Below are 19,652 nucleotides of genomic sequence, written 5' to 3' on the forward strand. Positions count from 1 at the left end.
GCATAGAGGAGCGCTTTCATTTGGAGCGTCAACATGGGAACTAATTTACGATGTGACGAGTTCACCCGCAATTACACATTGGTTCAGGAAACGCCTTCCGACCGATATAGAAATAATACCTTCGTGCAATCGCGTCCTGCAATTTCGCCCATGCAATTTCCGGCCCTTTACCCATCGCAGTCGCCTATCTGAGCCGTCCACTAGCAACTCTGAATATGGCTAAAAATATCACACCAATATTCAAGGCCAATATATGTTCGTATAGTCGGCCACTTAATGCTTCGATCGATTCCCATAGCTTAGCTAGGCGCCGATTGGCGCAAACTGGCGTAGCCCATTTATCTGCCGATACACAAGTATGACCCGCATACGCCTACGTGGAGCCACGCAACCGGTTAGTAGAATGGTTTTTGTTTTCTCGCTTGTCTAAATTTATCTCATGGACGACGAGACTTGAGCACGACTCTCGGAATCCTGTCCCCGGCATCATCGTCTCACCGGCGTTCGGTGGCGAAGGGGTGTCGATTGAGGAGATCAACATGTCGAACGTTCTGCATAACTGGATCTACATAGGAAGTAATGCCTACGACGAGTATACTTTTGTCGGATGGTTAAACAAAAATATATATCGTCGAACTGTTGATCTTAACCTGATATGTCTCCAATAGAGATGAACTGGGACATTCAGATATTCGCGATGGATTTTCTGACTATCTTCAGCAGACATGCTGCACAAATTTCACGCTGCTTCGATGTTCATACCTGATTGAAAGTCGCCGCCACATCATCGTCTGCCTCCCCTTGCGCGATAACGCTATGCTTACAGGCTCCCGAACGGGGCGGCCCGGCGGGGACGAGCCGAAAACCCGAAATCACCACCACCGTTACCACGAACCGCACGACGTATCCGATACCACATCACCGCCCGACCGATCTTGCGCGTTCGCAGCTTCTGTTGGAGTCGAAGGTACATTACGTAGACTTTGAATCGCCCAGTGCGACGCCGACCCAGTGTGAAATATCCTCTAGAGAAACTGGTTTCCCAAGCAAAACAAGCGCGCCGTTCGCCAGAACTTCAGCCTGGAGGTCAGGTGTTGGAAACCCCGTAATGAAAATGGTCGGCAGCGCATATCCAAGCCCGCGAAGCGTTGCATGTAGCAACACGCCAGACATTCCGGGCATCAGTACATCCGAAATCAGGCATGAAGCATTTGAGAGGTGTTCGGACTGAAGGAACGCATCCGCCGATTCAAATGTCTGCACGCTCCATCCCATGGCACGAACGAGGCTTGAAGTGGCTATGCGCACCGCCTCGTCGTCATCAACGATAGCGACAACAGTCTGAGAGGTATCCACTCGGCGAACTCTAATCTTGGACAACGCACACGCGACATCCCGACACATAGCGCATCACACACCTTATTTAGCATAGTGTATTAAAGACGAATCCGAAACTATACATGTGTATAACGCCGTTCAATGGCAAGCGCTGAAATGGACCGGCGCCATTCGCAGAGGTTGCTTCCGAGTCGCGACTTTTCGGAATCGATATTAAAGGGGACGCATTAATCCTGGAATCGCACCGGAAGCCAATTCGCTGGCACGCGGCTCGGCATGTTGAATCGAACTCACTTCAACGAACCAATGCGCCATGAACTACGCTCATTTAAGCTTCAACGAGGTGCTTCATTGAACAGAAACAATTCATCGCTGTCCGATTCGACTTCCGCTCAATCGGTTGCTACGTATGGTTTTACCATCTTTGCAGGATCAACGATGCGATCAAACTCATCCGCTGTCACAAACCCCAATTCGAGGGCGGCAGCCTTCAGCGTGAGATCGTGATCCATTGCGTGATGCGCGATCTTCGACGCGTTGTCATAGCCGATTACCGGCGCAAGGGCGGTAACGAGCATCAGTGATCGATCGACATACTCCTTGATCTTCTTGAGATTTGGCTGAGTACCTTCCACGAGAAATCGACGGAAATTCGTACATCCATCGGTGAGCAACGTAATCGAATGTGTCAGGTTTGAAATCATCAAAGGCTTGTACACGTTCATCTCGAGGTAGCCCCCCGCGCCGCCAAATCCGATCGCAACGTCATTCGCCATAACCTGCACCGCCAACATCGTAAGCGCTTCGGCTTGAGTCGGATTCACCTTGCCGGGCATGATCGAAGATCCCGGTTCATTTTCAGGAATCAGAAGTTCAGCAAAACCCGCCCGTGGTCCACACGACATCAGACGTATATCGTTTCCGATCTTGTAGAGCGAGACAGCAAGTGTCCGCAATGATCCAGAAAGCTGCACCAATGCGTCATGGGAACCCTGGACAGTAAATTTGTTCGACGCGCTGACGAACGGCATACCTGTCAGCTTTGCGATCGCCGCTGCGGCGTCTTCGGCAAAGCCCGGAGCGGCATTAATTCCAGTGCCCACGGCCGTCCCGCCGAGCGCCAAGTTATAAACTCCGCTTAGTGAAGCGTCAATTCTCGACAGGTTCTCGGTAAGCATTCCGACGTACCCGGACCATTCCTGTCCCAGCGTAAGCGGCGTCGCATCCTGCATGTGCGTGCGGCCGATCTTGACGATATCAACCCATTCCTCGGCTTTCGCGGCCATTGCGTCCCGGAGTTCACGCACCGCGGGCAGGAGACGCTCCGCCGTACCAACCGCCGCTGCAATGTACATCGCAGACGGAAAGGAGTCGTTCGACGACTGGGACATGTTCACGTGGTCGTTCGGATGAACCGGCTTCTTACTGCCAATCGCAGTGCCGGCAATCTGACAACACCGATTCGAGATCACCTCGTTCATGTTCATGTTGAACTGCGTACCACTCCCCGTCATCCAGACATGCAACGGGAACATTTCGAAATGCTCGCCGGCGAGTATTTCGTCGCAAACGCGATTGATCAAATCACGAACATCTTCTCCAAGTCTTCCCCCCGAATGGTTTACCGTGGCTGCTGCCTTCTTCAACACTGCGTACGCCGCGATCATTTCCCGGGGAATGAGATCCTTGCCGATGCTAAAGTGCTCTAGCGAGCGCTGCGTTTGCGCACCCCAAAGCTTGTCAGCAGCGACACTTACTTCGCCGAAACTGTCGGATTCAATTCGCATTTCCATCAAGATGCTCCTTCGGTTAAGCCCAATCGCCGATGCGTCGATTTGACCTCGGCTTGGTTGAAAGATAATGTTGGTGATTGTCAGACTTGGTGGGTCGTAATAGAGGCGTTCGGGCAATCTCCATGTTGCAAATTGTCGTGACAAGCATGCACCTGAATACAAGGGTGAACAATCGCATGCAGGTTGAGAGACTCTTAACTGCTTCCACAGACCCTGATCGCGAGAATGCGTGGCGACGCCCATCTACCAGGCTCGCCTCTCGATACTTCGTGAATTCACGTAGCATGCCGCCGAAATACGGCCGACGGAATCGCCTTCCAACGCAGGCCATATTTCGCCAACACAACCTGAGGAGAGGACCAGAAGACGCAACAGGCAGTTTCGCGGACAACACCTGGACCCAGTACGCGATATCACGCTCACCCGATCCGAGCTAGCGTATCGGACGAGACGTTACGCACTTACGCGGCTCTCGCGGCCCACGCTCCTCAAGGGCCGCCTCAGCGTCCCGTCTGATTAGTAAGACGTCACCTCATTAGCACAACTCGCAAGCTTGCTCATGCGAGGCGGAATCAGCACTGGTGAACTCACCACCACGAAGCGAATTCTCGACCCTTTCACACCATGGATGCAGTTCGGCTTCTTCTTCGGCGAACCTCACGCCGAGCTCATGCTTAATGAACTCAACGAACGTGTGGATTTTCGCGTCCACGTACCGGCGCGAAGGATAGACCGAGTAAACGTTAAAGGGCCACAAACGGAATTGGGCTGAAACTCGAACTAGCCTACCTGTCCGAAGATCATCGATCGCACAGTAGAGTGGCAACGCTCCAATTCCTCCCCCGGCAATCACCGCTGCCCGCAGTGCGTCCGGATCGTTGACCTTCAGCCGCACGTTCATTTCGTCCTGCATGACTTCACCGTCCACACATTGAAGTAGCCAACTCTCATCTAAGCTGCTGGGCAATTCCAGCTCAACGCACGCATGGCCCACTAGTTCGTCCACTGAAAGAGACCGACGCATATCCAGATACGACGGCGCAGTCACCAGAATGCTGCGACCGACGGTAGTCACTTCACTTACATAGTCCGACTCAGGGAGCGTTTGTGCAGTAACCACCGATACGTCAAATTGCTCTTCGACGAGACGCGGCATCACAGACGACAAGGTAAGGCTGACATCGACGTTTGGATATCGTCTTTGATAGGCAACGATGCAAGCGGCGAGATGCCTCCTCCCAAGACCTGGCATCGCGTGAATGCGCAGCATGCCCGCTGGCTGTTTCATTGATGCTGCGTCGGCTGCGTCCGCATCGGCTCGGTCGAGATCTGCGATGATCTGTGCGCAGCGCTCATAGTAGCGCTCACCTACCCCAGTAAGCCTAATACCGCGTGTCGTCCGGTCAAATAGACGCACGTGCAGGTCATCTTCAAGCTCCGAGACTACACGCGAGACGTATGACACGCTGCAATCTAGAACGTTGGCCACCGCCGTAATGCTACCTGCCTCGGCCACGCGCAAAAACATGCGCAACATGCGGGTCTTGTCCATCTGACTTCACCTTAAACGAGGAGCGCACGAAAAATACTGTGCAATTTGCAAGAGGCAGCGGTTCCCGATTTCTCGGGTGTTATCGCACGAACCCCGGCCCACCAATGAAGAAGAGAGCCGCCGGCGCATCCGCCGCAAGAGATACTGAAAGTGAGACGTGAGGTAAATCCGCTACGCTTGAACGCGAGCGATCTGGATTAATCGTTTCCGCACGCCTCGTTAGCATGCCATGCGAGAAGCTCGGAAATCTTGAGCGTTCCGCGCTTCAGCAGGTTTGTCGACAGAACGCCGGCATCCCGATACGGAACGATCTGGTCGTCATCACCGTGCAAGACAAAGGTCGGCACGTCTATCGCCTTTAGATCCTCGGTAAAGTCCGTTTCCGAAAAGGCTTTGATCCCTTCGTAGTGCGCTTTCGCGCCGCTCATCATTCCCTGGCGCCACCAGCTCTCCACAACTCCATCCAGCGGGTTTCCCGCGCCCCTAATCCTTATAGAAGATCGTTATGCCGTCCCTGGTCTCAATTGTGCTCATGGTATCGATTCCTTCAATAGCGGTGTAATGCGTTGACGAATCCTGTTCGAGCATCGTGGACACAGTTGCAACGAAACGCGAACCGAAGGCGGCTGTTACAGCAAACCCAACTGTCGGTCCATCGAAGTGCCACCGCAGGGATAGCGTCCGATAGTTCATCGGGAAAATTTGACAGCAAAGGTATGGCGCGACAGCGATACTTCATAATCAGCGAGATCCGAACGATTCCTCCTGTCCGACCTCTGCGGCCATGTGACGATCATCGGGATCTGAACGCGAGCTCGTAGTAACCGACGAATATAGTGCGGCCTCCTGCGTGTCAATCCGAGCACTGAGCTCGTGCTTGATGAAATCGACGAAGGACCGGACCCTGGCGCACACGTAGCGGCGTGAAGGATAAACTGAGTAAATGTGGAGAAGCGGCAACCTGCGTTTCGGCAGAACTCGAATCAGCGTCCCATCCCGAAGATCGTCAATTGCGAAATAGCCGGGTAACGCGCCGATTCCGGCACCCGCATGTAAGGCGGCGCGAAGCGCCTCAGCATCGTTAACCTTTAAGCGCACGCTCATATCGCAAGACATGACATCGCCTTCAACGGACTGCTGTAGCCAACCGTCGTCCAACGTAGTGAGCGATTGCATTTTCACACAGGCATGCCCAGTCAGGTCTCCATCGGAAAGCAGAGGATTTCTCTTCAGGTATGATGGTGAGGCCACTAATATGCTGTGGCTGGACGCGGCCACCTGACTAACGTAGCCCGAGTCGGGCAGTGTCTGTGCCGTCACAACCGACACGTCGAATTGTTCTTCGACGAGCCGCGGCATCATCGAGGATAATGTAAGGTTGACCTTTACATCAGGAAATCGCTTCTGATACTCGACAATGCACGCAGCGAGATGAGTTTGTCCAAGGCATGGCGTGCCGTGAACGCGAAGGGTGCCGGCCAGATCTTTCTGGGAGGCGCAGGCCTCGGCATCGGCGTACGCGAGGTCTGCGAGAATCTGTACGCAGCGTTGATAATACCGTTCACCCGCATCGGTTAAGCGGATTCGACGTGCCGTCCTATCGAACAATTGCACGTGAAGATCATTTTCGAGCTGCGAAACCATCCGCGAAACGTACGTGACACCGCAATCGAGAATGTTGGCTGCTGCAGTAATACTCCCGGCGTCGGCGACGCGCAAGAACGTGCGCAACATCTGGGTCTTGTCCATCAAACTATACCTCGCGCGTGCGGTGTGTAAGCGATCGTTGGCCGTGAACAGTGCATGCATGAACGATTGCGCCGAGAGACCGAGACGTACATGGAAAACGGGCTTTCTGGTAAGCCAAAGCGCTCCAGCTTTCCTGACCTCCGCGAGAAAATGTGCGAGGAGGTCAGGCGACCAATTGCTTGCCTTTCCACAAAGCTCGGAGAATCCTGGGGGCCACCGATCCTATTTGAGGCACCGATCGAATTCCCGCCTGGCCCTCTGACTTCACGACAGGCGGAAAGGCTGATCAGACGGATTAGCAGCGAAGCCTCGCGCTATACGGATTCTCACATTCCGATCAGCCGCAGCGCGCTTGATCCATCTCGTCAGGATGCAGCCGACGGTACACGTTGTACAAATCCGAACACAGGGTTGCCAGTAACGCGAGATTCTCCGCGTGATGGGCGTACCCGACCTCGCCGGTCGTAAGAATGTCATCCAGGACCGGTGCGAGCCGACGCAGTTGCCGAAGGGTATCGACCTTAAGTTTCATATCAAGCTCCATGACGAGCGGTTAAGGCGGATCGTCTTCTGGCCCCCGATGTTGACCGTCACCGTCGTTGCGGTTCAAACTTACTTCAGGTTAATAATTGCCAATTGACGCTCTTCTTGGACCTTTTAACTGCCAGAATCTAGTCGACAATTTCGTAATTCTATGGCGGTTCCCGTACCAATGAACTCACCGAGTGTTTGGTGACAACTTTCGCTTAACGTCAAAGTGCAACAGCCTGACGAAGAATCTCCTTCTGTGAGGCCCCTCTCCTTCTCGGTTTCCGTCCTGCCGATGGATAGACCCCTGATCGTTGCGAATGTTGTCTACCTGTAGCTTGTGTCTCGTCGTATGCAATGCCGCCCATAAACCCCAACTATCCAGATGTAACAGCTTAACTCTCCCGACGCGCCTTAACTATGAATCAAGCATAGCTGCAGAACATCCGCGGCACTATCGTACATTCGGTGAATTGGATTCTGCATAGATGTGAATCTGCTATACAGTTGTATAAAGGTAAACGTGCTGTTCGGGTGTCCGCCGCCACGACACTTGGCACAGGGCGGCGTAAAGTGCGTATGCCTACGACCGCTTTCCCCACATTGCAACGCACCGAAGCCGCTGCCCCGAGCTTCTGCGCGACGGTCATAGGGCTGGCGACAGACAGACGAACGACCACGACCGCGTCCACGAATTTGAGGCGGGTTTCGAGACGCTCGATTGCCGAACGGACGAGCCCAGTCCGTTATCGGCAACACTGCCGCGTTGTCGACGACCGCTCTCAGAATCCACCCGCAATACTTTAATCCGTTACATAAATGTCCACATGCTATACGACCGTGGACCTTTCAGTTTCCGCGAACCCAACGTTCCCACTAGTTGAGAGAATTCTTTGGCGGCGTCATTGCGACGGCTTCCACCGCGTCGTCGATCATGCTCAAACAGCTAGCGGACAAAGCAGGAAGATCATTACCCTTGTGACCCGCGGGGCTGCTCTCAAAGCCATCGACGGCTGTTGGCGCGAATCGTCTGGAGTATGGGCTTTGCAAACGTTCAAATGGTTACCAGTTCCCGCCACACCGAACGTCCACGAGATTGCCAAGGATGGCTCGTAGCATCGACGCGATAATTCGGACGCGGACGGGAGCGGAAACAAGCCTCACCGCCCCTATACTCACCTAGAAGCGTTCCGTCTACCCCTTGCCTCTTGGCACGTCCAAGCGCACCTTGCATCGGAAATATCAGATGAGGGCAGGAATCGTTTTAGAGCCGTCGTCTGAATCGCATTCGGTGGATGGGCATTCACCGCTCGCTCGTCGCGACGGCCACCACGCCCATCAAGAGGTGCCGCGCGTTGTTTGCGTCATGGAAAATTTGATGTCGGGAGTGCCGAAACCGGCCCCCAAGGTACCGGAACTACTGTCAGCGAACGCACGCCCTGCGCCCCGTGAATCAATACGCCCTCGATATCCGCGGTCGCCGATGGGCCGCTCATCAACACGGCGTAGTTGGCGTCCATGAACTCTCGGCGATGGTAAGTCTGATGGAGGTTCCCGACGATGTCGCGCGGGTCCAGTAACACGACCAGATGCTGGGACAGATAGCCCAGCGCGTTGACCTGATACTGTGCTTCGCTCAGCCAGATAGATCCTGTCTCAGCGACTGCGAACGCGGCGCGCACGATGCCGACATCGACGTCAGCCAGGTCACGAGGAGCTTCGACGTCTTCGATATGACGCGTCCCCGCCACTTCCGGTACAGCCGAGCATAGTACCTGCGCAGTGGGGAATCGCTCGCGTATCATGGCATCAAGATCGCCATCGGCTGGTGCGTCTACCCACGTTCCACCCATCTCCCTCAGCATATTCGGGAATAGCTGCTCGTTAGGCGGCAAATTTTCGTCGAATATCGGAACGGAAGGTAAATCAACCGGCGGGCGCTGTGCACGGCGCACGCTCTCGAGGATAGCGTTTCGGCTGCTCATTTGCTTGTCCTGTTCTTCAAATACCATTGACGAAACGTCGACGGGGGAGCGTCTGGAAGTTCACGCTGCTTACCCCACGCGTTAAATGGGTTGTAAAGCAAGGCACGCGGCATCGTCTTTACTGCCAGCTCCGAGCCTTCGATCGCGAGGCGAAACACCTTCGGACTGGCCATCACCTTGCCCGCCGCGTGCATCGTTTGCGTCTTAACGAACGGCAATTGGTTCTGCTCTGCGACGATCTGCCTCCACTTGTAGATCTGCTCATGAATATTAATTTTTACCGGACAGACGTTCGTGCAACTTCCATTCATCGTCGATGCGAAAGGCAATGCACTGTATTTCTTGAGGTCGAAGGTCGGATTGATGATTGCTCCGATCGGTCCTGAATAGACCCCCCCATAGCTCAGTCCGCTGCTGCGACGATAGACGGGACAAGTGTTCATGCATGCACCGCAGCGTATGCATTTCAGCGAATACCAAAAATCTTCCATTGCCAGCCGCTCAGAGCGACCGTTGTCGACGAGGATAAAATGCATTTCCCCACCCTTGCGTGGACCGCGAAAGTGTGATGTGTATTGCGTGATTGGTGCCCCAAGAGCGCTGCGCGACAGAATTCGAATAAAGACACCGAGATGCTCCACGCGCGGTATCAACTTCTCGATCCCTATCGACGCAATGTGCAGCGAGGGAACGTTGGCCGACAAATCGGCATTTCCTTCGTTGGTGCATGTGACGACCATGCCTGCCTCCGCGACAGCGAAGTTGCAGCCAGTCATTCCAGCGTCGGCGTCAAGAATTATCGGCCGTGTGCGTTGCCGCTGCGCCTCGGCCAAGTGATGAACGTCCTGATCGTTTGGATCCGTGCCGATCGTCCTGGAGAATAGATTGGCCACGTCCGACGCAAGCTTGTGTACAGCGGGCACGACGATATGACTGGGTAGCTCATTGTCGAGCTGTTGAATCTGTTCGCCAAGATCCGTTTCAGTCACCAGGATTCCACGTTTCTCGAGATAAGGCCGCATCTCGCATTCTTCAGTCAGCATCGACTTGCTCTTGACGAGCTTTTTCGCACCTCGCGATTCGAGAATCTGATGGACGATCCGATTGTGTTCGTCCGCATTCGCGGCCCAATGGACGATCACACCGTTTCGAGTGGCATTTCTTTCGAATTCCTCAAGATATAGGTCAAGATGTGTCAGCGTGTGCTCTTTGATGGTTGACGCCAGTTCACGCAAATCCTCCCATTCAGGGATCGCAGACGTCGCCCTGTCGCGATTTTGCCGCAACTGCCAAAGATGCTTGTCGTGAAATTCAAGGTGCGATTCCTGCTCGATGAATTTTTCCGATAGTTTCGCATGTTCAACGCGTGTCATGACCTTGCCCCATTGAGAATTTGAGCGATATGAATGAACTGCAAATCGAGCCCGAGTCGCGCAGCACAGCCTTTCTGATGCATGAGACATGACGAGTCCGCCGATACGATATACTCCGCACCCGCGCGTTTGTGATCACGCACCTTGTCGTAACCCATACGTGCCGAAACGGGTTCTTCAGTCACACAAAATGTGCCGCCAAACCCGCAGCACTCGTCGGGACGCGAAGGTGTTACGAATTCAATTCCTTTAACTTTTCTCAGCAGGTCGAGCGGCTTTGAGAACTCGGGACCATTGATCTCGGACATCTTTGCTGTATTCAGGCCGCGCAACGTCCCACAACTGTTGTGTAGTCCGACTTTATGCGGAAACTCGGCCCAAGGAAAATCATCAACCTTCATCACATCGTGCAGAAACTCAACCAGTTCAAACGTGTGACGGCGGACCTTTTGAACGGCCGCCGTTTGCTCGATCGCTGTCATGTGGTCGCGCACATGATGTACACAGCTGCCGCTCGGCGCCACAACATGATCAAAATCCGCGAAATTCTTGACGAAAAATTCCTCCGTCGCAACCGCGTCGCGCTCGCATCCGCTATTCCCCATTGGCTGGCCACAGCACGTCTGGCCTAGCGGGTAGGCTACATCGCATCCCAACCGTTCCAGCAATTCGAGCGTTGCAATACCGACTTCGGGAAAGAACGCATCGATAAAGCAAGGGATAAATAGCGCGACTTTCATTGCCACCTCCAATAAGACTTCTATGCGCAAGATGCGCGGATAACCGTTAGCCGGAGAGATTGCCCGTACTATTTATTCCTCATGCCTGCACGCGAATCCGAGAGAGGACCGTGATAAACAGGAGAAGTCCAATCAGGCATCCGAACAGTTGAGTCGCCTACACAATTGGCGCTGTATTGCGGGTGCGGGGATGGAGTCGTTGAGAGAATCATCCGCGGGAAGATGCAGTCGAACAACTATGCATCCAGTTCAGACGTTCTTAACTCCCGGTATGACACTCACTGACGCGAAGCGAAGACGCATGATTGGCTATGGTGCGTCGTGGAACCGATGACGCGAAACGGTGCTCGGGCACTTTCTTCCCATGTCACGTCGTGCACTCAGACACTGCGCTCTGCGAAAGTGGTGGCGAATCACGGCGCCACCGGGGCGCAAGAACGCCGTCCGTCTCGCGTTTCGTGGATTACGGCGGCCAAAGGCGGCTCTCTCCGGCAGCGGGATCGGAGCGAACTGGACCTGTTGCGTATGAAAGGGGCTCATCAGGGGAATGACGCCCTACATCGCAGCACCCGTAGTTCTGCTCCGCCCTTCAATGTTCGAGAACTACCAGAACATCGCCATGCCAGGAGATGTCGTGAGCACGATTGGTTAGACTGGTTGCGCGTGTGCTGAATGGAACCGCTATCGTGATTAGGCGAGTTCCTTGACGCACCCTGCAGTCTGCGGGGCTTCGCTCGTCTAGATCAAACGGTATCGCAGTATCCGGCCGGCGACAAACATGCAAAGAGTTTCTGATCAGCCACAGCTCCCGGGTCATCCCATAGTATGACCACGCCGGGAAACCAACGAACTGGGCCCGATCTTCCGCACGCATTCGGCCAATACCGCCTACATACATTGCATATAATGCATTGCATTGATCTGCAGTGGCGCCCATTGCGCACCAGGATCCATGAGGAGCCGATATGCTCTCCGCACAGCATCATCCTGCATCGACCATGCAACAAGACGACATGCCCATCGTGTATGTTGTCGACGACGAAAAGCCGATGCAAGAAGCCCTTAGTAGCCTATTGCGTTCGGTCGGCCTCACCGTCAAAGCCTTCGGGTCGGTACATGATTTTCTCATTTTCCCAAGGCCGGCCGTGCCGAGCTGCCTTATTCTCGACGTCAGGCTGCCTGGCGAGAGCGGGCTTGCGTTCCAGCATGACATGGCCCGCAGTGGACTGCGAATACCGGTTTTATTCATGACAGGCCACGGTGACATCGAAATGTCCGTCAAGGCAATGAGGGCGGGCGCGCTCAATTTCTTCCCGAAGCCGTTTCGCGATCAAGACATGCTTGACGCTGTTACTGAAGCACTCGAACGCGACGGCAAGCGGCTTGAGGCAGAACAGTCACTCGCGGCAGTCCGTTTGGCTTACGAATCATTGTCGCCTCGTGAACGCCAAGTCATGGAATTTGTGATCCGCGGCCTCATGAACAAGCAGATTGCCGCTCAGATGAGTCTCTCAGAGGTCACGATCAAGGTTCACCGCGGGCAAGTCATGAAAAAAATGGAGGCACGCTCCGTGCCTGATCTTGTCCGAAAGGCCGAAGCGCTAGCAGTCGCGGCTCAATGGGCGCCAGAGTCCTAGCGTCACCGCCTCGGGGTTCCTGCGTCCTTCAATCCGCCCGCAGCAATCGTTAGATAACGCTCCAGCGAGCCAACGTCGATCGGTTTTTCGAGCAGGGCCAGCGCGCCGTGTAAGGAAGCCTGTTCTCGAAGCGCAACGGTCGCGAATCCTGTCACAAGAATCCCTCGAAGTCCGTCGACACCGGGAGTTCATGCGGGACGTGAAACTGCCCGCCGATCACATTAAACATCGAGTGATGCCAGACGAACCGATAGAACCCTAGTCACTTGAGGACGGTTGCCAGGCCAGCGTTAATGGCGAACGCGATCACAAGAATTGGAATCAAGGTCGGTATGTAAGCGCCAGGAAGATCAATCTGCTCAATCATCAATGGCCATCCGTTTATTTAACGGTTCGGTTACTCGTGGCGCGTTGCTCCCGTACGCTTGAATTGCACGTTTCGTATGCCTTCGGAATTATATTTGGCAGCAACGGAAGGTACCCTCACGAATCGAAAAGAGTCTTGGTCGAATTACGTGAGTACGCTCACCCTTCCGTGCAATAGGCACGCGACCAAAGGGTGCGCCAGTTCTCGTGCTCCATCTGCATGATGGGATTCATCCTGTACGCCTCGAGATCCCACGATGCTTCAACTGGAAGGACGCATCTCGTCACGCCTCGCTGAGAAAGCGCTCCCTTCCGTGTACGGTTAAGACCGTCTCGACTAGATCCGGGGTTGTTCTACCTAATTTCCCCGGCGCATGATTCGCACAACGATCCCGCGCTGGTGTGACAACGCCGATTGCGTCGGTGCTCTTTCGTTAGCTGACAGTCAACATCCTGACTCGTCATCATTTTGTCGACCTTACCACTTAACGTAACACATAAAGAGGCTATGCAAACATGGGTCACGACCTCGTTATCGAAGAGAAACAGTCTGCAATTTCCCCCATCGTTTCTCTTACTGGTGTAGCTCTTCTGCACAATCCCGCAACCAGCAAGGGCTCAGCCTTCACGTATGAAGAACGCAGCCGGTTCGGACTTGAAGGTTTACTCCCGCACGCTGTCGAGACGCTCGAACGTCAAGTCGATCGCGTTTTGTCGCACCTCGATCGCTTCAACGACGATCTCGCCCGCTACAACTACCTAATAGAACTCGAAGCGCGCAATCAGACGGTGTTCTATAAGACAATCATGTCGGACCCGAAGCGCTTTATCCCGATTCTCTATGACCCGATCATCGCCGATGCGTGTCTTGAGTTCGGCAACCTGTATCGACGTGCGCGCGGCATGTACATCAGCCGAGAAATGAAAGGACGTATCGCAGATGTGCTTCGCAATTGGCCTGAGCCCGACGTGCGTTTTATCTGCGTATCGACAGGGGGACGCATTCTCGGCCTAGGCGATATCGGCGCAAATGGGATGGGCATTCCTATTGGAAAGTTGCAGCTCTATACAGCATGCGCTGCCGTTCCGCCGTCGGCCCTGCTGCCGATTGTTCTCGACATCGGCACGACAAACGAGCAACTTCGCGCCGACCCATTCTATATGGGTACACGCAACTCGCAGCTAACAGAATCTGAGCTGGATGAACTGACCGAAGAGTTCGTCGAAGCCGTTCAGATCGTGTTTCCAGAATGCTGCGTTCATTTTGAAGATTGGAAAGGTACCGACGCAATTCGAATGCTCGACCGCTACCGCGACCGCATCCTCTGCTTTAACGACGACATTCAGGGAACCGCGGCAATTGCACTCGCTGGCATTGCGGCGGCGATAACCCAGACCAACGGCCGTTTGATTGACCAACGGATCTTGTTCCTCGGAGCCGGTTCGGCCGGTATCGGCATCGCAAAGCTCATCGCCGCCGAAATGCAGAACAAAGGCCTTTCGCCAGAAGATGCACGGTCGCGTATTCGCCTATTCGACGTAAACGGGCTCGTCGAATCGTCGCGTACCGACCTCACGGAAGCGCAAAAGGTCTGGGCACACGAAGACAAGCCAACCAACCGGTTCCTCGATGTGATCGAAGACTTCAAACCGACCGTCCTCATCGGTGTGTCGACAAAAGGCGGAGCGTTCACGAAGGAAGTCGTTGAGGCAATGGCGCGTCTCAACGAAAAGCCGATCATTTTCGCGCTGTCGAATCCGACGACGAAGGCCGAATGCACGGCGGAGCAGGCCTATAAATGGTCCGACGGCAGCGCGCTATTTGCCGCAGGTGTGCAGTTTCCGGAGTGCGAGGTGAACGGGCATCTGCACCGGCCGGGTCAGGCGAATAACTTCTACATCTACCCGGCAATCGGTCTCGCGACGTACGCGTGCCGTCCGACGCGACTCACCGACGAATGCTTCATCGTCGCAGCAAAAGCCACGGCGGATCAGATCGGGCCGGCTCTTCAAGCGAAGGGCATGCTGTATCCGAGCCAGGACAACATCCTCGAAACCGAGATCACGACGGCATGCCGGATCGCCGACTACATGTTCGACGTGGGACTCGCTCAGGTGAGCCGTCCGCATGACATTCGCGCGTGGATAGAATCGTTGCTCTACCGGCCAGCGTACTGACCAGCAAACGGTCCGTAGGCGCGATGGTCGCCCGCGTATCTCTGAGCCATGGTGGATACGCGGGCCGGCGCCCCCCCTACCAACGGATTGTCTCGCATCAATCACACGGCACCACTGTGCACGCACCCCGCATCGTGCGGTCGCCACATCGACACTGCTGACCGGTCCGTAGATCGGCCACTCGGCATCAAGGTACGCGGTGCGATGCAACCCAAACGCTTCGCGATGTTTCTCCTCCTTTGGGGGAGACTTCGTCGGCCCGAAGTCTATTCGCTCGAAATTGAATTGATCGTCGAGGTTGCTAGCGCGTCCGACCGCGCTTGAAGGCTTCCGGTGAGCGCGAAACAGGCAGCCCGCGTTCGCCGAGCAGGCCACGTATCTGGTTGATCAGCGCGGTACGGTGACGCAGCAAAAGCCCGCATGCGATGTACAGCCTGAATGTCCTGCTGCTCGACCGATTTGATCGTCACAAAGCGCATCGTAGGCCGGCTGGCAGCCTCGACGATTGCCTCCGCATCGTTGCGGTCGTTCTTGTTCGTCTTGACGAACCGCACGACATATTGCGAGCTGAATCCACCGGACCTCGATACCGATCGACCGGAAGCACCTCGCCCAGCGGGCGGTGCTGCATGCTTCGACGACGACCACCTTTGGATTCAATGTGCGCACGGTGGATTTAGATCGATTTACGCGGAATTCGTGCCGATGCAGGACGTACTGCTGACCAGACGCGGAGCCGGAAATATCTCGCATCACAGAACTGACTATCTTCTTAAGTCGTTGGGTGTATTCTGGCCAGATACCCATGGTCACGGCAAGATGTGCAACAGCCTCCAGACCTTGTGGGAGGACGGCGAGCGCGTCTTCAGCCGGCCGGGTCGGACAGCCGATGGCGGCGACGCGACGCTGCTCAATCGCGCGGGCCGCCATCGAGCAGCCCTCACCTGCCAGTCTTGAGCGGCTCGCTCACGAATTCGAGCTGAAGGACGAACTTGACGGCGCGTGGGCGATGCGGCGGCTGGAACTGGTGCGCGAAGGCGGTGTGACACTGGCGCTGGAAGATCCGGGTGGGGAACCGCTCGAACGGTTGCTTGACGCGCCCACGGAAGTGGGCAATGCGGGTCGCCTTGCCGTAGGCATCACCGCGGCGCTGGGCAAACCGCACGAGCGCGAACAACAGGCGTCCGAGCCGCCGGAGACACTCGCCGGAACGCTGGCCTACATGCCCCCCCGAACAGACCGGGCGCATGAACCGCTCGATCGACGCCCGCAGCAATCGTTAGATAACGCTCCACCGAGCCAACGTTGATCGGCTTTTTCGAGCAGGGCCAGCGCGCCGTGTAAAGAAACCTGTTCTCGCAGCGCAACGGGCGCGAATCCTGTCACAAAAATCGTCGGCAGTGCATTTCCCGAAGCCGCCAGCTGCGCGCAATTCGATTCTGGGCCGCGGATAATCTTCGCCCGTTCCGTCCGAGGTATGCACTACCTTAGACAGAGCGGCTTAGACGGGCTGTGCCGGCATCACCACGTGACGCGGCGCGTCGACTCTGACTTTTCCGATAGCCCCCTTGCAGGCGGCCCTAACAGAAGTGGCCGAGCGGCGAGTCGGCGTCATGGGGTGGAAAACATATGAACAATCGTGTTGTGAGCCCTGCGCGTTGGGCGATGCATCCGAGTGCGATGGCTGACCGGATCGGGCAATCGCGTCTGACTGCTTTTGCATTGCCCCTCGGCGGCGCTGCACTAATACTTTCGACGTGGATGAGCGCCCATCTTGGAGCGAGGATGACGATCGCTGCATCGGTCTGCATGGCAGAGATCGTCTTTTTGGCGCTAATCGCTAGCTTTAGTTCCTCGATCCTGTTGTCGGTGATCGCCGTCGGCTGCCTCGACTACTTCTTCATTTCGCCGATCTTTAGCTTCCGTGTCGATCTCGCTGTGGATTTTTGGACTCTCACTACGTTCTTCATCGCCTCATCAACCGTCACCTGGCTTGTGCACCGCACGCGCCAACTCGGGGCAATCCATCGTGAACAAGCAATGCTTCTCGAGCTCACTCACGACAGTGTGACAGTCCGCGACATGGGGAACACGATCACCTTCTGGAATCGCGGTGCCGAAGCGCTCCTCGGATGGAAAAGCGAAGAGACGATTGGGAAGGTGTCACATTCGCTCCTGCGCTCGCGGTATCCCGTCGATTTCGATGAGATAAAGCAGACTTTGCTGGAAACCGGCTACTGGGAAGGCGAGGTCGTTCATACGGCTAAGAACGGCGCGATCGTAACAGCCGAAACACGTTGCTCCCTTTTGCGAAACACGCAGGGAGAACCTGCTGCGATCCTCGAAACCGGAACCGATATCACCGCGCGCAAACGAAACGAAGAAGCGTTGGGACGTGTGACCCGTGCCACCACGATAGGCGAATTGGGGGCCTCGGTCGCACACGAACTCAGGCAGCCTCTCGCAGCGATCGGCGCCGACAGTTCCGCCGGTCTGATGTGGCTAAATCGAGCCTTGCCGAACGTCGACGAGGCATTGTCTTCATTGCACCGTATTTCCGCCGAATGCCGGCGCGCAACCGAAATCATCCAGCACGTTCGCGCGCTGGCGAAGCGAAATCCGCCACAGGTGACTCGCATTGCGATCAACGACGTGGTCAGAGACGTCATTCCTCTGGTGCAGCGCGAGCTCTTGAATTACCAGGTAACGCTGAAGACAAAGCTCGATCCCAACCTGCCTCCAGCTCGTGGGGACCGGGTACAGATCGCGCAAGTGACGATCAATCTTGTCATGAACGGTATTCAGGCAATGGATGCGGTGAATGACCGCCCACGCGATCTTGTCATCGAGTCGCGTCGAGGCGACGACTGCGACGTCATCATCGCAGTGTGCGATTCGGGTGCAGGTATCGACCCGAAAGATGTCCATAGGCTCTTTGAGCCATTTTTCACGACCAAGTCAGACGGCATGGGCGTGGGTCTATCGATCTGCGAAGCCATCATTCAATCGCACGGCGGTGAAATGCGAGTGCGAAATAATGTAGGACATGGTGCGACCGTCGAGTTCAGTATCCCGGCGTTCGCCACGCCAGAGTTTCGAAGCAACTGCGAGTGATAGCCCCGTCGGCGGCAGGCTGCCTGATCCTTAAAGCGCCGGCGAAGTCCGCCGTTTATTGCGAATTCAGCCGGTCGACACGGCAAATGCCTCGATCTTCGATCATGAACGTATTGCATTCATCTGCATGACGAACTGAAACGCATTTTTAGGGGCGGATTCCGCCCTCGCGGCGCCGCTTTTCGGCAAGCCAATTTGCCCGCGCGTCTGCCGCATCGGTTGCTTTCGCCGGGCTCGCGCCGGAAGATGCAACCTCCTATGCAACGTGGTGAAGGTTTTCTCGAAAAATCGACGAAAATAGCACCATTAGGATAAGTATTCTTATCGAAATGCAGTTATTTTTATCCTAAAATTGAACATATGGAAACACACACTGACGAGGGTGACGTCGCCGGAGTGCGGCGACGACCTAACTCAAAGTCCATTCCTACGCTTCGCTCCACACGGATTCTGCAGCGCGCCCGCTGCCCCTGAACTACGATGTACTGCGAAGCAGGCATATTCCCCAAGGAGCCGCTCATGGCCACCGTAACGATCGAATCCGCGCGCACGTACCTGCTCGGCGTCACACTGCCGCCCATCGACAGGTCCCGTGCATCGCTATTGCTCGACGACACCACGCCCAGTTTCGACGAGAACAAGGACCAGGCCGTCGTCGTGGGATCGGGCGTCGTGACGTTCGCTCAAGGCGTGCCGCCTGAACGCCGACTCGGCGTCACGAACTCGCTGCTGCTTGCGCAACTCGTCGCGCGCCGCGCGGTGCCCGACGGCGGCGACCTCGACGCCTGGTACAAGCAATACACGTCCGTGCTCGCGAACATCGGCTGGCTCGTGCAGACGACGACAACGACTCACACCGCCAACACAGCGAACGAATTCAAAACGCACGAAGCAATCCTTGCCGTCGCGACTCTCCTGCTCGGGCCCGGTGCGGTGAGTGCCCTCTCGCTCATCAGCACGACGCTCAACGCGCTCGCGAGCATGGATACGAGCAGCCCCTGGATCACGATCTTCGAGCGCGAGACGCAGGCTGTGAATGCATCGAGTTTTCAGGTCGCGTTAGCCGAAACCACGCCCGACGGCAGTTTCGTCGTCTCGCTCATGGCCTTCGTGATCAAGGCCAACGCCGTCGTCACGCAGGTGCTCTTTTTCAAGGCGAGGCAGGAGGACGTCCAGTTCTCGCACTACGCTTCGCAGGCGCAGATCGAAACTGCGATTCTCGACTCGCTGGAACCCGACCTCAGCAATCGCGTCGCGCAACACAGCAAGAGCTATATCAGCCAGTTGCCAGACCTTTGA

13 protein-coding genes and 2 pseudogenes are annotated in these 19,652 nt (G+C 55.6%); 5 read left to right on the top strand and 10 right to left on the bottom strand.

Going from position 1 to position 19,652, the window contains the following annotated elements; translation table 11 throughout:
- Window positions 1–972 precede the first annotated feature (972 nt).
- The 9 genes and pseudogenes from VSR72_RS35900 to VSR72_RS35940 form a co-directional block, all read right to left on the bottom strand.
- Window positions 973–1,356 carry a response regulator gene (locus tag VSR72_RS35900; RefSeq protein WP_342956981.1) on the bottom strand — a complete coding sequence of 128 codons (384 nt, stop codon included), beginning with the start codon at window positions 1,354–1,356 and terminating at the stop codon, window positions 973–975.
- A gap of 374 nt (window positions 1,357–1,730) precedes the next feature.
- Window positions 1,731–3,131 carry a class II fumarate hydratase gene (fumC, locus tag VSR72_RS35905; protein WP_342956982.1) on the bottom strand — a complete coding sequence of 467 codons (1,401 nt, stop codon included), beginning with the start codon at window positions 3,129–3,131 and terminating at the stop codon, window positions 1,731–1,733.
- 535 nt (window positions 3,132–3,666) lie between these two features.
- The gene (locus VSR72_RS35910) at window positions 3,667–4,683 is read right to left on the bottom strand and encodes a LysR family transcriptional regulator (RefSeq protein ID WP_342956983.1); all 1,017 of its coding nucleotides are present in this window, start codon (window positions 4,681–4,683) and stop codon (window positions 3,667–3,669) included.
- Window positions 4,684–4,873: 190 nt separating this feature from the next.
- Window positions 4,874–5,144 (bottom strand): annotated as a pseudogene (locus tag VSR72_RS35915) (alpha/beta hydrolase); the annotation flags it as partial.
- Between the two features lie 280 nt (window positions 5,145–5,424).
- Complete coding sequence (locus VSR72_RS35920; protein WP_342956984.1) at window positions 5,425–6,432, bottom strand: LysR substrate-binding domain-containing protein; 1,008 nt, start codon at window positions 6,430–6,432, stop codon at window positions 5,425–5,427.
- A gap of 337 nt (window positions 6,433–6,769) precedes the next feature.
- On the bottom strand, window positions 6,770–6,964 hold the full coding sequence (locus tag VSR72_RS35925) for a hypothetical protein (protein WP_342956985.1): 195 nt from the start codon (window positions 6,962–6,964) through the stop codon (window positions 6,770–6,772).
- 1,360 nt (window positions 6,965–8,324) lie between these two features.
- On the bottom strand, window positions 8,325–8,945 hold the full coding sequence (locus tag VSR72_RS35930; RefSeq protein ID WP_342956986.1) for an LUD domain-containing protein: 621 nt from the start codon (window positions 8,943–8,945) through the stop codon (window positions 8,325–8,327).
- Window positions 8,942–10,318 (bottom strand): lactate utilization protein B, encoded by a 1,377-nt coding sequence (locus tag VSR72_RS35935; RefSeq protein ID WP_342956987.1) that lies wholly within the window; start codon window positions 10,316–10,318, stop codon window positions 8,942–8,944. The genes VSR72_RS35930 and VSR72_RS35935 overlap by 4 nt, the downstream gene beginning before the upstream one ends.
- Window positions 10,315–11,058 carry a (Fe-S)-binding protein gene (locus VSR72_RS35940; protein WP_342956988.1) on the bottom strand — a complete coding sequence of 248 codons (744 nt, stop codon included), beginning with the start codon at window positions 11,056–11,058 and terminating at the stop codon, window positions 10,315–10,317. The genes VSR72_RS35935 and VSR72_RS35940 overlap by 4 nt, the downstream gene beginning before the upstream one ends.
- 965 nt (window positions 11,059–12,023) lie before the next feature.
- On the opposite strand from VSR72_RS35940, the gene VSR72_RS35945 reads away from it, so the two are divergent.
- Complete coding sequence (locus tag VSR72_RS35945) at window positions 12,024–12,695, top strand: response regulator (RefSeq protein ID WP_342956989.1); 672 nt, start codon at window positions 12,024–12,026, stop codon at window positions 12,693–12,695.
- Window positions 12,696–13,577: 882 nt separating this feature from the next.
- On the top strand, window positions 13,578–15,239 hold the full coding sequence (locus VSR72_RS35950) for an NAD-dependent malic enzyme (protein WP_342956990.1): 1,662 nt from the start codon (window positions 13,578–13,580) through the stop codon (window positions 15,237–15,239).
- Window positions 15,240–15,555: 316 nt separating this feature from the next.
- Here VSR72_RS35950 and VSR72_RS35955 read toward each other — a convergent pair.
- Window positions 15,556–15,944 (bottom strand): annotated as a pseudogene (locus tag VSR72_RS35955) (transposase); the annotation flags it as partial.
- A 184-nt stretch (window positions 15,945–16,128) separates the two neighbouring features.
- On the opposite strand from VSR72_RS35955, the gene VSR72_RS35960 reads away from it, so the two are divergent.
- The 3 genes from VSR72_RS35960 to VSR72_RS35970 all read left to right on the top strand — a co-directional run bounded on the left by VSR72_RS35960 (window position 16,129) and on the right by VSR72_RS35970 (window position 19,652).
- Window positions 16,129–16,548, top strand: coding sequence for a hypothetical protein (locus VSR72_RS35960; protein ID WP_342956991.1), 420 nt, complete (start codon window positions 16,129–16,131; stop codon window positions 16,546–16,548).
- 320 nt (window positions 16,549–16,868) lie between these two features.
- Entirely contained in the window at window positions 16,869–18,353 is a 1,485-nt protein-coding gene (locus VSR72_RS35965; RefSeq protein WP_342956992.1) for an ATP-binding protein, read from the top strand.
- A 519-nt stretch (window positions 18,354–18,872) separates the two neighbouring features.
- A complete protein-coding gene (locus VSR72_RS35970) occupies window positions 18,873–19,652 on the top strand; it encodes a hypothetical protein (RefSeq protein WP_342956993.1) in 780 nt (259 codons plus the stop codon).

Origin of the sequence: Paraburkholderia sp. JHI869 (assembly GCF_038900775.1) — a bacterium.
Lineage (GTDB): Bacteria > Pseudomonadota > Gammaproteobacteria > Burkholderiales > Burkholderiaceae > Paraburkholderia.

Bases quoted from the DNA above. Each gene is read 5' to 3' on its own strand.
- fumC (WP_342956982.1), bottom strand. From the start codon at position 3,131: ATGGAAATGCGAATTGAATCCGACAGTTTCGGCGAAGTAAGTGTCGCT.
- VSR72_RS35910 (WP_342956983.1), bottom strand. From the start codon at position 4,683: ATGGACAAGACCCGCATGTTGCGCATGTTTTTGCGCGTGGCCGAGGCA.
- VSR72_RS35920 (WP_342956984.1), bottom strand. From the start codon at position 6,432: ATGGACAAGACCCAGATGTTGCGCACGTTCTTGCGCGTCGCCGACGCC.
- VSR72_RS35925 (WP_342956985.1), bottom strand. From the start codon at position 6,964: ATGAAACTTAAGGTCGATACCCTTCGGCAACTGCGTCGGCTCGCACCG.
- VSR72_RS35930 (WP_342956986.1), bottom strand. From the start codon at position 8,945: ATGAGCAGCCGAAACGCTATCCTCGAGAGCGTGCGCCGTGCACAGCGC.
- VSR72_RS35935 (WP_342956987.1), bottom strand. From the start codon at position 10,318: ATGACACGCGTTGAACATGCGAAACTATCGGAAAAATTCATCGAGCAG.
- VSR72_RS35940 (WP_342956988.1), bottom strand. From the start codon at position 11,058: ATGAAAGTCGCGCTATTTATCCCTTGCTTTATCGATGCGTTCTTTCCC.
- VSR72_RS35945 (WP_342956989.1), top strand. From the start codon at position 12,024: ATGCTCTCCGCACAGCATCATCCTGCATCGACCATGCAACAAGACGAC.
- VSR72_RS35950 (WP_342956990.1), top strand. From the start codon at position 13,578: ATGGGTCACGACCTCGTTATCGAAGAGAAACAGTCTGCAATTTCCCCC.
- VSR72_RS35960 (WP_342956991.1), top strand. From the start codon at position 16,129: ATGGCGGCGACGCGACGCTGCTCAATCGCGCGGGCCGCCATCGAGCAG.
- VSR72_RS35965 (WP_342956992.1), top strand. From the start codon at position 16,869: ATGAACAATCGTGTTGTGAGCCCTGCGCGTTGGGCGATGCATCCGAGT.
- VSR72_RS35970 (WP_342956993.1), top strand. From the start codon at position 18,873: ATGGCCACCGTAACGATCGAATCCGCGCGCACGTACCTGCTCGGCGTC.